Source organism: Streptomyces bambusae, assembly GCF_019400985.1.
Taxonomy (GTDB): Bacteria; Actinomycetota; Actinomycetes; order Streptomycetales; family Streptomycetaceae; genus Streptomyces; species Streptomyces bambusae_A.
This window is the reverse complement of sequence record NZ_WTFF01000210.1, coordinates 1-12,880: the sequence shown is the minus strand read 5'-3', so window position 1 is coordinate 12,880 and position 12,880 is coordinate 1. Positions and strand designations below refer to the sequence as shown.

Sequence of the window (12,880 nt, the reverse complement as noted above, 5' to 3'; positions counted from 1 at the left end):
TTACCTCCGATTATACTTGAATGCTGCGTCACACACCAGTCAATACCCGCTTACGATCTTCGGCAGCGTCAGATGGATATAAGAGACAGGGCCGAACGGCTGCGCGCCGAGGCCGCGCAGACGCTGGACGACGCCCGCGCCGAGGGCGGCCGGATCGTCGGGGACGCCACGGCGGAGGCGGAGCGGGTCACGGCCGCGGCGGCCGAGACCCTGGCCGGCGCCGAGCGCGAGGCCGAGCAGACCATGGACGAGGCGCGCGCGGAGGCGGGCCGGCTGCGCGGCGATGCCGCGGAGCAGGCGGACCGGCTCATCGGCGAGGCGACCTCGGAGGCGGAGAAGCTCGTCGAGGAGACCCGCAAGGACAACGAGCGCACGGTCGGCGAGGCCGCGGCCGAGGCCGAACGGCTGCGCGCGGAGGCGTCCGAGGCGCTGTCGTCGGCGCAGGAGCACGCCGCACGCACCCGGTCCGAGGCGGAGCGGGCCGGGGCGGAGGCGGCGGCCGACGCCGAGCGGGTGCGGACCGAGGCGCGTGAGGAGGCCGAGCGGCTGCTGGACGAGGCGCGCGAGGCGGCCAACAAGCGGCGTACGGAGGCGGCCGAGCAGGTCGACCGGCTGGTCACGGAGGCCACGGCGGAGGCGGAGAAGCTCGCCGGCGACGCGGCCAAGGCGGCGCTGGCCGCCACGACCAAGGCCGAGGAGCAGGCCGACGCGATGGTGGACGCGGCGCGCAAGGAGGCGAAGCGGATCACCACGGAGGCCACCGTGGAGGGCAACTCGCTGGTCGAGAAGGCCCGGACGGACGCGGACGAGCTGCTGGTGGGCGCGCGGTCGGACGCCGCCGCCATAAGGGAGCGCGCGGAGGAGCTGCGCGGCCGGGTCGAGTCCGAGGTGGAGGAGCTGCACGAGCGGGCCCGCCGGGAGTCGGCCGAGCAGATGAAGTCGGCCGGCGAGCGGGTCGACAAGCTGGTGAAGGCCGCGACCGAGCAGAGCGCGGAGGCGGAGGCGAAGGCCAAGGCGCTGGTCTCGGACGCGAGCAGCGAGGCGGGCAAGGTGCGCATCGCCGCGGTCCGCAAGGCCGAGGCGCTCCTGAAGGAGGCCGAGCAGAAGAAGGCCGAGCTGGTCCGCGAGGCGGAGAAGATCCGAGCGGAGGCTCAGGCCGAGGCGGAGCGGCTGGTCGACGAGGGCCGGCGGGAGCTGGAGGTCCTGGTGCGCAGGCGCGAGGACATCCAGGCGGAGATCTCCCGTGTCCAGGACGTCCTTGAGGCGTTGGAATCATTCGAGGCGCCTTCGGGCGGCGGGAAGTCTTCCATCGGCGGGCAGGGCGCGGGGGGCGTCAAGGCCGGCGCGACGGCGGGTTCCAACCGGTCGGGTGGGAAGTCGTCGGAAGGCTAGCCGGTGTCTTCGAGGTGTGTCCGAGGTGTGCACGGGGTGCACTCCTGATGGGAGTTCAGGCGTACGGGTGACAAGCATTCCGTCGTCTTGCCACTCAAAAGGGGTGTCATTGTCCAGAGCAAACCTGGATTGACTCGATGACACGCCGGTCCGGCGCCTAGGATTCCCCTTAACACCTCACGTAGCACCTCATCGGTCTCACTTCGACAGGATCCCCATGAGCGACACATCCTCCCCCTTCGGCTTCGAGCTCGTGCGGCGTGGTTACGACCGCGGTCAGGTGGACGACCGCATTACCAAGCTCGTCGCCGACCGTGACAGCGCCCTGTCCCGCATCAACTCCCTGGAGAAGCGCATCGAGGAACTCCACCTCGAGACGCAGAACGCCCAGGCCCAGGTCACCGACGCGGAGCCGTCGTACGCCGGCCTCGGCGCCCGGGTCGAGAAGATCCTGCGGCTGGCGGAGGAGGAGGCGAAGGACCTGCGCGAGGAGGCCCGTCGCGCGGCGGAGCAGCACCGCGAGCTCGCCGAGTCGGCCGCGCAGCAGGTCCGCAACGACGCCGAGTCGTTCGCCGTGGACCGCAAGGCGAAGGCCGAGGACGAGGGCGTCCGGATCGTCGAGAAGGCCAAGGGCGACGCCGCGACCCTGCGCGCCGAGGCCCAGAAGGACGCCGCCTCCAAGCGCGAGGAGGCCGACGCCCTCTTCGAGGAGACCCGCGCCAAGGCCGCCCAGGCCGCCGCGGACTTCGAGACCAACCTGGCCAAGCGCCGCGAGCAGTCCGAGCGCGACCTGGCCTCCCGCCAGGCCAAGGCCGAGAAGCGGCTCGCCGAGATCGAGCACCGGGCCGAGCAGCTGCGCCTGGAGGCGGAGAAGCTGCGTACGGACGCCGAGCGCCGGGCCCGCCAGACGGTGGAGACCGCGCAGCGCCAGGCCGAGGACATCGTGGCCGACGCCAACGCCAAGGCCGACCGCATCCGCAGCGAATCCGAGCGCGAGCTGGCTGCCCTCACCAACCGCCGCGACTCCATCAACGCGCAGCTGACCAACGTCCGCGAGATGCTGGCGACGCTGACCGGCGCGGCGGTGGCCGCCGCCAGCCCGGCGATGGACGACGAGCCGGTCTCCCGCGGCGTCCCGGCGCAGCAGAGCCGCTAGTACCGACTCCGGCCCCGCGCCGGAACCGCTCCGGCACCGGTGCCGGAACCACCACCCCCGTGGCCGAGGGCCCTGCGACAGCCGTTCGAACTGGCGCAGGGCCCTCGGGCGTTCTAGCGTGACCTGCATGATCGAGCTCGAGGGCCTCACGAAACGATTCGGCAGCAAGACTGCCGTGGACCACCTCAGCTTCCAGGTCAAACCGGGGGTGGTGACCGGCTTCCTCGGCCCCAACGGGGCGGGGAAGTCCACGACCATGCGCATGATGCTCGACCTCGACAGCCCGACCAGCGGCACGGTCAGGATCGACGGCAAGCACTACCGGGACCTGCCGGAGCCGCTGAAGCACATCGGTGCGCTGCTGGACGCCAAGGCCATGCACGGCGGGCGCAGCGCCTACAACAACCTCCTCTGCCTCGCCCAGTCGAACCGCATCCCGGCGAGCCGGGTCGCGGAAGTCCTGGACCTCGTCGGACTGACGGCCGTGGCGAAGAGGAAGTCGAAGGGTTTCTCGCTGGGCATGGGGCAGCGGCTGGGAATCGCCGCCGCACTCCTCGGCGACCCGAAGATCCTCATGTTCGACGAACCCGTCAACGGTCTGGACCCGGAGGGAATTCTCTGGATCCGCAATCTGATGAAGGGTCTCGCGGCGGAGGGACGGACGATCTTCGTCTCCTCCCACTTGATGAGCGAAATGGCCCTGACCGCAGACCATTTGATCGTCATCGGTCAAGGGCGACTTCTGGCCGATACTTCTATGGCCGAATTCATTCACCAGAACTCCCGTAGTTACGTCCGCCTGCGCTCCCCGCAGCAGGAGCGGCTGAAGGACGTCCTGCACGAGGCGGGCATCGCCGCCGTCGAGGTCCCCGGCACCGGGAGCCTGGAGGTCGACCAGGCCGGCCCGGAGCGGCTCGGCGAACTGGCCGCGGAGCACCGGATCGTGCTGCACGAACTGAGCCCGCAGCGGGCTTCACTGGAGGAAGCGTTCATGCGTATGACGGCGGACGCGGTCGAGTACCACGCCCACGCCCCCGGAGCACCCGGAGCCCCCGCAGCACCGGGAGCCCTCGGTGTGCCCGCCCCCGGCACGGCCCAGGTCGCGGCCCCCGGCATGGCCGCCGACAACCCGGCCCGGCCCGCCGACGTCCCCGCCTGGGGCGCCGGCTTCGAGCAGGCACGCAAGGGCGGGGAGTGACCATGGCCCTGTCCCCGATCCTCCGCTCCGAGTGGACCAAGATCCGTACGGTCGCCTCCACCAGGTGGACGCTCGCCACCGTCCTGGCCGTCACCGCCGCCATGGGCGCCGGCCTCTGCGCCCTGGTCGACGCCACGTGGGACCAGCTGCCCGCAGTCGAGCGGGCCACCTTCGACGCGACGCAGATGAGCTTCTCCGGCATGATGCTGGGCCAGCTCGCCGTGCTCGTCTTCGGGGCCATGGTGGTGGGCACCGAGTACAGCAGCGGCATGATCCGCACCTCGCTGGCCGCCGTACCCCGGCGCGGGACCCTCCTCCTCGGCAAGGTCGCCGTCGCCACGGGGCTGGCGCTCGTCGTCGGCCTGGCGACCGGGTTCGTGTCCTTCTTCCTCGGCCAGGCCCTCCTCGGCGACCACAGCGTCGGACTGGACGGGGAGAACGTGCTGCGGGCCGTGACCGGCGTCGGCCTCTACCTCGCGCTGCTCACCGCGTTCGCCATCGGCATCGCCATGATGCTCCGCAACTCGGCGGCCTCGGTCTGCATCCTGATCGCGTTCATCCTGATCCTCCCGATGGTCCTCGGCGTCGTGGACGCCACCCGGAAGGTCGCCTACTACCTGCCCAACAGCGCCGGCTCCGCGATCATGCAGACCGTGCCGGCCGGCCCGGACGTCCCGTACGGCCCGTGGGGCGGACTCGGGATCATGGCGCTGTGGGCGCTCGCCGCGGTGGCCGGCGGCCTGCTCGTGCTGAAGAAGCGCGACGCCTGACCGGGGCCGGGGCCTCACCGGGGCCGGGGCCTCACCGGGGCCGGGGGCTGACCTGACCGCGGCCGGGCCCCGGCCGTGACCGGCCGCCCGGTCGGGGACGGGCCCCCGCCTCCGGGCCGTCCTCGGGGTCGGCTCAGGGCTTCCTCAGGGTCCGGACCAGGACGGAACCGAACGGCGCTCGATATCCTCTTAAGCCGTACCCGGACGAAATCCGTCCGCATGGCAAGGGGCAGAGGATGATCGAGGCAGTCGGCCTGACCAAGCGCTACGGCGCCAAGACCGCGGTCGACCAGCTCTCCTTCCAGGTCCGGCCCGGCCATGTGACCGGCTTCCTGGGGCCCAACGGCTCCGGGAAGTCGACCACCATGCGCATGATCCTCGGCCTGGACCGGCCCACCGCCGGCCACGTCACGATCAACGGCATGCCCTTCCGGGAGCTGCCGAACGCCCAGCGGCACGTCGGCGCCCTGCTCGACGCGAAGGCCGTGCACGGCGGCCGGCGGGCCCGCACCCACCTGCTGGCCCTGGCCCAGCTCTCCGGCATCCCGGAGAAGCGGGTCGACGAGGTGCTCGGCGTGGTCGGGCTCCAGGACGTGGCCCGGCAGCGTACGAAGGCCTTCTCGCTGGGCATGGGCCAGCGGCTCGGCATCGCGGCCGCCCTGCTGGGCGACCCCCAGGTACTGCTCTTCGACGAGCCGGTCAACGGCCTCGACCCCGAGGGCATCCTGTGGGTGCGCAACCTCATGCGGCAGCTGGCCGCCGAGGGCCGCACCGTGTTCGTCTCCTCGCACCTGATGAGCGAGATGGCGCTGACCGCGGACCACTTGATCGTGATCGGGCGGGGCCGGCTGCTGGCCGACATGGGCGTACAGGAGTTCATCACCCACAACGCGGCCGGCTTCGCCCGGGTCCGCGCGGCCGACACCGCGCCGCATGGCACACAGACCCTGGGCGAGGCCCTGGTCAAGGCCGGCGGCCGGGTGCTGCGCGAACCGGACGGCGCGCTGCGGGTCACCGGACTGGCGCTGCCGCAGATCTCCGACCTCGCGCACGAGGCGGACGTACGGCTGTGGGAGCTGTCCCCGCACAAGGCCTCCCTGGAGGAGGCGTACATGCGCCTGACGCAGAGCGCGGTCGAGTACACCTCCACCGAGGACCCGCGCGCCGAGCTCTTCGAGCCCGAGCCGCTGACCGTGCCCGCGTGGGAGGAGGACGCGCCGCCGGAGGTGCCGGCCACGACCGCCGCCGCCTTCTACGCTCCCCCGCCGCCCGGCGCGGGCGGCCGGCCCTTCCTGATGCCCCGCCGCCCGGGCGACCTGGCCCGCGGCACCGGACCCGAACCTGAACCCGAACCCGAGGACGCTCGATGACCGCCCCGACCCAGCCGGCCGCACCGACCGGGAACCCGGCGGGCTACGTCTCGCCGCTGCCCGAGGCGCGACCGCACCTCGGGCACGCGATCGCGTCCGAGTGGACGAAGATGACCTCGGTCCGCTCGACGGTGTGGACCCTCGGGTCGATGGTGGCCCTGGTGGCCGGCATCGGCCTCTTCGCCGTCACCCGGACCACCTCCATCGACTACGTGAACATGCCCTTCACCGGGCCCGCGCTGTTCGGGCTGCTGGTCGGGCAGCTGTCGGTGATGACGCTCGGCGTGCTGACCATCACCTCGGAGCACGGCACCGGGCTGATCCGTACGACCTTCACCGCCGCCCCCGACCGCTTCCGGGTGCTCACCGCGAAGTACGTGGTCCTCGCCGGGGTCACGTTCACCGCGGTCGCGGGCTCCGTCGCCGTCGTCGGGCTGACCGCCGCCGTCCTGCACAACCACGCACCCGCCGGCGTGCACGACCTGCGGGCCGAGCTGGTCGGCGGGCTCGGCGGCAGCCTGTACGTCACCCTGCTCGGCGTGCTCGCACTCGCGGTCGGCACGCTGGTGCGGCACTCGGCCGGCGGGGTCGTCGCGATGCTCGGCATCGTGCTGCTGCCGCCGCTGTTCGGCGGGATGTTCAGCATCTGGGAGGCCCTCGAACCGGTCGGGGTGCTCTTCCTGCGCTACAACGCGCCCGCCGCGCTGATGCAGCTCTTCGGGCTGCCGAACACCGACGTGGCGACGACCCCCGGGGACTGGGTGCACATGGCGCTGCTGGTCGTGCTCACGGGCACGGCGGTGGCCTTCTCGTACGTGACGACCGGCCGCCGCGACGTGTAGTCCCGCCTCCTGAAGCCGCCGCCACGTGGCCCGCAAGGCCGCGTGACGGGTCCGGCCCTCAGTACCGGGGAGCGTTACGGGACCGCTGCACCCGCGAGGTGCGGCGGTCCTTCGCATTCCAGCAGGCCTTGTGCCAGTGCCGCCGGTCGTCCACGCCGCCGTACTCGGGCCAGGCCACCACGTGCGGGGTGGCCGACGGGATCTCCTGGTCGCAGCCCGGGCAGCGGTAGCGCTTGCCCGCCGCGCTGGCCCCCGAGACGTGCCGGACCTTCCAGTCCTCGCCCTGGTACTCCTCGGTGCGCTCCAGCCCGAAGCGGTCGGGGTTCGTCCCGGAGCGGTCGGCCGGGGGCTGGCCGCCCTTGGGGCGGTTGTGGCGCGGAGACACGTATACCTCACGGTTCGGCGGTGGCAAGGGACTTTTCCCAGACTACGCGCCGCGAGCGCGGGTACCCGCAGGGTGGTCGGAAGGGTTTCCCCGACAATCTCAATAACTTTCGTGTCAGGCCGTGCCTTTGGCACGTGTCAGACGTTGTTGCCGGAAGAAGACTCGACGATCGGACTCAAGGACACCGCCATCGGTCCACCTGGGGGAGGCCGCGTCAGCAGCGAGGAGGCAGAAGGCGATGCGCGTAGGAGCGTTTGTACTGGCGGCCCAGTTCCCGGGTCAGGGGGCGGGAGAGGCGCTGCACCGGGCGGTGCGGACCGCCGAGGTGGCCGAGGAGTCCGGGCTGGACTCGGTGTGGCTGGCCGAGCACCACTTCGTGCCGTACGGGGTGTGCCCCTCGGCGGTGACCCTGGCCGCGCTGCTGCTGGGCCGGACCCGGCGGCTGCGGGTGGGCACGGCCGTGAGCGTCCTGCCCAACACCCACCCGGTGGCCCTCGGCGAGCAGGCCGCGCTGCTGCACCTGACCTCGGGCGGCCGGTTCACCGTCGGGGTGGGGCGGGGCGGGCCCTGGGTGGACCTGGAGGTGTTCGGCGGCGGGCTCGACGCGTACGAGAACTCCTTCCCCGAGGCCCTGGACCTGCTGCGGCGGTGGCTGACCGAGCCGCGCGTGGGCGGGGCGGGGGGCCGGTTCGACTTCCGCGACGTGGCCGTCGTACCCCGTCCGTCGGAGGCGCTGGAGCCGGACACGACGAGTCCGGAAGTGATCGTCGCGTGCACCTCGCCGCGCTCGGTCCGCACGGCCGCGGAGCGCGGGCTGCCCATGCTGCTGGGGATGCACGTCGGGGACGAGGAGAAGGCGGCGATGGTCGCACTGTGGCAGGAGACGGCGCGCGCGGCGGGGCACGCGCCCTCCGTCGTCGCCGGGGCCGGCCACGTCTCGGCGGGCGTCTGCCAGCTGGCGGACCGCACGGTCGATGCCCGGGAGGCCCTGTTCAAGGCGATGCCCGGCTGGCTGAAGCAGGGCCTTGACGCCCACGTCACCGTGGACGGCCGGCACCGGGCGATGCGGGACCCCGTCGCGTACACCGAGCTGCTGTGCGACCTGCACCCGGTGGGCACGCCCCGGCTGGCCGCGGACCGGCTGGCGGCGACCGCCGAACGCACCGGGATCACCCGCTTCGCGCTGGTCACCGAGGGCTCCGGGGACCTCGCCGCGACCGAGGAGAACCTGCGGCGGCTGGGCGCCGAGGTCCTGCCCCGCCTCGGCTGACGTACTCCGCCTCCGGCCCGCCCCGGCCTGCATGCATCTACGGCCGCCGCTCCGGTATCGGTCGCACCTCCGGCGATACGGATACGGATACGGAGCGGCAGCTAGGCCCCCCTTCAGGCGTACTCAGCAGTCGCGGAGTTCCGGCGACTGGTTGAGCAGCTGGCCGCGGATCGACGTGAACTTGGTGAGGCGGTCGTCGGCGGAGGCGTCCAGCGGGAACACCGCGACGCGGTGGCAGTTCTGGAAGGCCAGCCGTACTCCGAAGTGCCGCTGGAGCGCACCGCGGATCGCGTCACTCGCGAGCGCGCGCAGCAGCTGGCCGCGCGCCTGCTCGTCGGGCGGCGGCGTCTGGTTGTCGGCGAACTCTCCGCCGTCGACCTGCAGCTGGGTCACCAACGAGCTGATCATCTCCCAGGCGAAAGGCAGGGAGGTCCGGACGCAGTCGACGAAGGCGGCTTCGTCGACCTCGCCTCGCTCGGCCTGTTCGAGTAGGGCCGGTGAGACGTCGAGCGACATGGGTTCTCCTCTCGCGACCCCGGCCATCGGATGTCCGGGGTCTTACGGGCAGGGAAGGAGGCCGCACCGCGCGCGGCGACGCAGTGTGCGCGTTCGACAACCTCCCGCTAACACGGTAGGCGCCCGCCGGGGGCCGCACCAGGAGAATGCGCATACAACGCGCCATCGGCGAACGGGGCTTTCGGGGGCGAATCGCGTGGAGGGGTCTCCGTCGAGTAGCGTTGCCGACCATGCGTCTCGTCATTGCCCGCTGCTCCGTCGATTACGCGGGACGGCTCACCGCCCATCTGCCCTCGGCACCTCGTCTGATCCTCGTGAAGGCGGACGGCAGTGTCTCGATCCACGCGGACGACCGGGCGTACAAGCCCCTCAACTGGATGTCGCCGCCGTGCACCCTCAAGGAGGGGACGGGTGACGAGGCCGGCGTCTGGACGGTCGTCAACAAGGCGGGCGAGAAGCTCATCATCACGATGGAGGAAGTCCTGCACGACTCCTCCCACGAGCTGGGCGTCGACCCGGGCCTGATCAAGGACGGCGTGGAGGCGCACCTCCAGGAGCTGCTGGCCGACCGCATCGACACCCTGGGTGAGGGGTACACGCTGATCCGGCGCGAGTACATGACGGCCATCGGCCCGGTGGACATCCTGTGCCGGGACGCCGACGGGCGGACGGTGGCGGTCGAGATCAAGCGGCGCGGCGAGATCGACGGCGTGGAGCAGCTGACGCGGTACCTGGAGCTGCTCAACCGCGACCCGCACCTGGCGCCCGTCAAGGGCGTGTTCGCGGCGCAGGAGATCAAGCCGCAGGCGCGCGTCCTGGCGACGGACCGGGGCATGGAGTGCGTGGTCCTGGACTACGACGCGCTGCGCGGCATCGAGGACGACAAGCTGAGGCTGTTCTAAGACTTGATCCGCAATTCACCAGAGGGTGAGTTGTGGACTGTACGCCGTGCGGGGACCGGGCGCTCCGGTGTGGTCGCGCACGGGGCGCGGCTCATCCGGGGTTGCTCGGTTCCGCTGTCCGGCGATTCGGGGAGCAGAGGCACCACGTTGCCGTGGTACTGCCACGCGTCCCGCACCCCGAGGGGTGTTCGGGTTCGGTGTGGTTGACTCCCGCAGCGCTTCTTCCAGCGCCTGGGCATAGGTGATCTGGGCGTTCCTGGATGCGGTGGTATCCAGGAACGCGGTCTTCGGGTCGTCCACGTCGGTGTAGCGGACGAAGGCGGCGAGGGCGGCGGATACGAGGTCGTGCTTGCCGACGAGGCCGCAGGCGGTGCACTTGTGCTCCCGGTCGCGGAGGGTCTTGCGTACGCGCTCGCCGCACAGGCAGTGCTGAGACAGGGCCGTACTCCACGTGGAAGCCCGTACCAGGCGGCCCCCGGCGGCTTCGCACTCCACTGTGAGGGCGGAGATGAGCATGCCGGGTGTGGTCTGGGAGAGACGCTTGCCCCACAGCCGGAACCAGGTGCGGATGTCGCAGTCCTCCACGACCAGCACGGGGCCGTGGGCGGCGATGATCTCCCGGGCCACCAGGCGGGCGCGGTGGCGGCGGTGCTCGGCACTGCTGGCGGCGGCTTCGGCCTGGCGAGCGCGCTGGTCGCGGTAGCGGGTGGACAGCCGGTCGCCGCGGAACGACTGCTTCGGCACCCCATCCGAGCGGGCAGCGCGGGCACCGCCGGGCACCGTGACGGCCTTGGGCTTCAGGCTCTTGGCGGCGCGGCGCTCGGCCCGTCGCTGCTGCTTCTTCGACAGCCCGTACTGTCCGGCGTTCGTCGCCCTGCGAGAGCGCTCCAGCGCCCGCGCACGACCCCGACGCTTATTCGCTTCCTTCTCCAGCCGTGCCCGCTCGGCGCCGGTCAGCGTGATCTCCGTGGAGACCGGCTGGCCACCGTCGAGCTGGGCGGGGAAGGACACCACGGACAGGTTGGAGACATTGCCGTCCACTCCGCCGATGCGGTCGAGCCGGGCGGCGCGGTCGCGCATCAGCTGTACGGCCGGAGAGGCGTACCCAGGCCCGAGCACCATCAGGTGCGCCTCGTACACCCAGCCGCCCGGCGCGGACGCCTTGCGTCGGCGTACGAGGTCGACCTTGTGCCAGCGGCCGGGGTTGTCGAGGAAGTGGTGTACCCGCGCCCACTGCCCGGAGCCCTGGGGGATACGGACGGGGAGAACAAGGTCACCGCGCTTGCCCGCGGGGCCGCCGGCGAACACCACGGCGAGCGGCCCGGCGTGGTCCCACCAGTTCGCCCGGCGCATGCCCTTGTCGGTGGGCACACGGCCGTCCGGCTTGGCCGGTGTCGGCATTCGGCGCGGCTGCATCAGCACGCGCTGCCCGCCGTCGGTGCAGGCCATCACGTGACCGGTCAGGGTGCCGACGAGACGGAACGTCTCCCATTTGTTGGCGGTGGTGTGGGAGCGGGCCCGGCCCGGAATGCGGGTGAAGCGATACCAGCGGCCGACCTTGGGCCGTCCGGAGCGGCGGCCGGTGGCGTCGGGGAACAGGTGGCGCTGCACGCCGTTCCACACCTCATCGGCCATGTGCATGGCCAGGGCCTTGGAGGCGTGGTGCTTGAGGTGCCCGGAGTCTTCGAGGTGCTTGTACGCGCACCGCTCCAGGGCCTCACGGAACAGGCCGAGGCGCTGCCGTACGGCCTTCGCGCCCCGTTCCTCCCTCTCGTGGTGCGCGGCCCAGTAGGCATCGACCTTGGCGCGGACGTCCCGCTGGACGGCGCGCTTGATCGACCACATCGCCCCGTACAGCTTCTCCAGCCGGGCAAGGTCGGCGGGGTCGGTGACGGCGAGCGGCAGCACCATCACGGACACCTGCCCGTCGTTCGGCTTGGTCCACTTCGGGGCCTGGTTCTTGCCCCGGAACTTCCGCGTCTGCGCAGCCCGCATCCCTCGTCACCCCCGTCACCGCATTAGCTGACCTACGACACGTTACGTGAGCACCCGAGGTCATCACCAGCAAGACCAAGAGCAAGCCATTCACCAAGCGCCGGGCCCGAGCCGAACACGGCATCGCCCGCCTCAAGGACTTCGATGCCCTCCGCGGACACCGCCGACACGGCAAGACGATCAACGACACCACCCGCGCCATGGCGGTGCTACACAACCTCAAGATCGACTGTGCGCAATTACGGAACAGCTCGCAGCCGGACCCGGCGGGCGGGGCCGGTCCTCCTGGTGAGGGCCGGCCCCGCCCGCTTTCGTGCGTCCGGGGACCCGTACGACGCGGGCCCGTCAGGCGCGGGCCGGGACCCGTCAGGCGCGGGCCGGGTCCCGGCGGGTGTCGCCGCCGGCCGGGGCGGGCGGCGCGGGGCGTGGAGGGGGTGTGTGGGGGGGCGCCCGTCGCCGGGGGCCGGGCGGCGCGGGGCGACCAGCCGCTCGGAGACCGTGAGCGAGGCGTGCCACTCGGCGAACGGCACGCCGTCCAACAGCTCCGCCCGCCGCTTGAGCTCGGCGCCCAGCGCCTGGGCGAACTCCCGCATCCGCACCGGGTCGGCGGCGACCAGGTGCGCCGAGACGTGCGGCAGCTCGGTGCACGGCGCCAGCCCCTCGCCGCGCTCCCCGCCGGCCCCGTCCAGGAGCACCAGCCCGAGCCGGTCCGGCCGGGCGGCCGCCGCCAGTGAGGCGGCCACGCTGCGCAGCAGCTCCGTACGGCCGCTGCCGGGCGGGCCCTCGATCAGCAGGTGCGGCCCGTCGGCCACCAGCTCGGCCCCGACCGGGCCGCGCAGACCGGTGCCCAGCACCACCTCGGCCAGGCCCCCGACGGCCTGCCCCTGGTCGGTGGCCTCCGCCCAACGGGCCATCAGCGACGCCGGGGTGGCCCGGGCCAGGCCCAGCTCGTCCAGCAGCCGCGAGGTCAGGGGCAGCGCGGCGGCCGCCGGCCGCGCCCCGCCGGTCGGCGTGCCCTCGGCGCGCAGCGGCGCCCGGGCTGGCCCTTATACACATCCGACGCTGCCGACGATCTTACGCGTCG

11 protein-coding genes and 1 pseudogene are annotated in these 12,880 nt (G+C 72.2%); 8 read left to right on the top strand and 4 right to left on the bottom strand.

The annotated features are described in order from the left end of the window. The 6 genes and pseudogenes from GPJ59_RS37745 to GPJ59_RS24860 all read left to right on the top strand — a co-directional run. Positions 1-1,392 (top strand): annotated as a pseudogene (locus GPJ59_RS37745) (hypothetical protein); the annotation flags it as partial. Between the two features lie 217 nt (positions 1,393-1,609). Beyond that, on the top strand, positions 1,610-2,548 hold the full coding sequence (locus GPJ59_RS24880) for a cellulose-binding protein (RefSeq protein WP_219669925.1): 939 nt from the start codon (positions 1,610-1,612) through the stop codon (positions 2,546-2,548). A gap of 127 nt (positions 2,549-2,675) precedes the next feature. Continuing rightward, positions 2,676-3,746: an ABC transporter ATP-binding protein gene (locus tag GPJ59_RS24875; RefSeq protein WP_219669924.1), complete on the top strand. Its 1,071-nt coding sequence runs from the start codon at positions 2,676-2,678 to the stop codon at positions 3,744-3,746. Positions 3,747-3,748: 2 nt separating this feature from the next. Beyond that, positions 3,749-4,516 (top strand): ABC transporter permease subunit, encoded by a 768-nt coding sequence (locus tag GPJ59_RS24870; protein ID WP_219669923.1) that lies wholly within the window; start codon positions 3,749-3,751, stop codon positions 4,514-4,516. Positions 4,517-4,752: 236 nt separating this feature from the next. After that, a complete protein-coding gene (locus tag GPJ59_RS24865) occupies positions 4,753-5,886 on the top strand; it encodes an ABC transporter ATP-binding protein (protein WP_219669922.1) in 1,134 nt (377 codons plus the stop codon). Next, complete coding sequence (locus GPJ59_RS24860; protein WP_219669921.1) at positions 5,883-6,728, top strand: ABC transporter permease; 846 nt, start codon at positions 5,883-5,885, stop codon at positions 6,726-6,728. The genes GPJ59_RS24865 and GPJ59_RS24860 overlap by 4 nt, the downstream gene beginning before the upstream one ends. A 58-nt stretch (positions 6,729-6,786) precedes the next feature. Here GPJ59_RS24860 and GPJ59_RS24855 read toward each other — a convergent pair whose 3' ends face one another. Next, the gene (locus GPJ59_RS24855; RefSeq protein WP_219669920.1) at positions 6,787-7,113 is read right to left on the bottom strand and encodes an ATP/GTP-binding protein; all 327 of its coding nucleotides are present in this window, start codon (positions 7,111-7,113) and stop codon (positions 6,787-6,789) included. A gap of 238 nt (positions 7,114-7,351) precedes the next feature. Here GPJ59_RS24855 and GPJ59_RS24850 point away from each other — a divergent pair, with 238 nt between their 5' ends. After that, entirely contained in the window at positions 7,352-8,383 is a 1,032-nt protein-coding gene (locus GPJ59_RS24850) for an LLM class flavin-dependent oxidoreductase (RefSeq protein WP_219669919.1), read from the top strand. A 123-nt stretch (positions 8,384-8,506) separates the two neighbouring features. On the opposite strand, the gene GPJ59_RS24845 is transcribed toward GPJ59_RS24850, so the two are convergent. Then, positions 8,507-8,899, bottom strand: a complete 393-nt coding sequence (locus GPJ59_RS24845) for an SCO5389 family protein (protein ID WP_219669918.1) — start codon at positions 8,897-8,899, stop codon at positions 8,507-8,509. Between the two features lie 230 nt (positions 8,900-9,129). On the opposite strand from GPJ59_RS24845, the gene nucS reads away from it, so the two are divergent. After that, entirely contained in the window at positions 9,130-9,801 is a 672-nt protein-coding gene (gene nucS, locus GPJ59_RS24840) for an endonuclease NucS (RefSeq protein ID WP_219669917.1), read from the top strand. 15 nt (positions 9,802-9,816) lie between these two features. Here the strand turns inward: nucS and GPJ59_RS24835 are convergent, their stop codons facing one another. Together GPJ59_RS24835 and GPJ59_RS24830 are read right to left on the bottom strand one after the other, a co-directional pair. Then, complete coding sequence (locus tag GPJ59_RS24835) at positions 9,817-11,796, bottom strand: transposase (RefSeq protein WP_219669916.1); 1,980 nt, start codon at positions 11,794-11,796, stop codon at positions 9,817-9,819. 239 nt (positions 11,797-12,035) lie between these two features. Then, positions 12,036-12,710, bottom strand: coding sequence for an FtsK/SpoIIIE domain-containing protein (locus GPJ59_RS24830; protein WP_445271887.1), 675 nt, complete (start codon positions 12,708-12,710; stop codon positions 12,036-12,038). Between the last annotated feature and the right edge of the window lie 170 nt (positions 12,711-12,880).

Coding starts and splice junctions, on each gene's coding strand:
- GPJ59_RS24880 (WP_219669925.1), top strand. CDS start 1,610: ATGAGCGACACATCCTCCCCCTTCGGCTTCGAGCTCGTGCGGCGTGGT.
- GPJ59_RS24875 (WP_219669924.1), top strand. CDS start 2,676: ATGATCGAGCTCGAGGGCCTCACGAAACGATTCGGCAGCAAGACTGCC.
- GPJ59_RS24870 (WP_219669923.1), top strand. CDS start 3,749: ATGGCCCTGTCCCCGATCCTCCGCTCCGAGTGGACCAAGATCCGTACG.
- GPJ59_RS24865 (WP_219669922.1), top strand. CDS start 4,753: ATGATCGAGGCAGTCGGCCTGACCAAGCGCTACGGCGCCAAGACCGCG.
- GPJ59_RS24860 (WP_219669921.1), top strand. CDS start 5,883: ATGACCGCCCCGACCCAGCCGGCCGCACCGACCGGGAACCCGGCGGGC.
- GPJ59_RS24850 (WP_219669919.1), top strand. CDS start 7,352: ATGCGCGTAGGAGCGTTTGTACTGGCGGCCCAGTTCCCGGGTCAGGGG.
- GPJ59_RS24845 (WP_219669918.1), bottom strand. CDS start 8,899: ATGTCGCTCGACGTCTCACCGGCCCTACTCGAACAGGCCGAGCGAGGC.
- nucS (WP_219669917.1), top strand. CDS start 9,130: ATGCGTCTCGTCATTGCCCGCTGCTCCGTCGATTACGCGGGACGGCTC.
- GPJ59_RS24835 (WP_219669916.1), bottom strand. CDS start 11,796: ATGCGGGCTGCGCAGACGCGGAAGTTCCGGGGCAAGAACCAGGCCCCG.
- GPJ59_RS24830 (WP_445271887.1), bottom strand. CDS start 12,710: ATGGCCCGTTGGGCGGAGGCCACCGACCAGGGGCAGGCCGTCGGGGGC.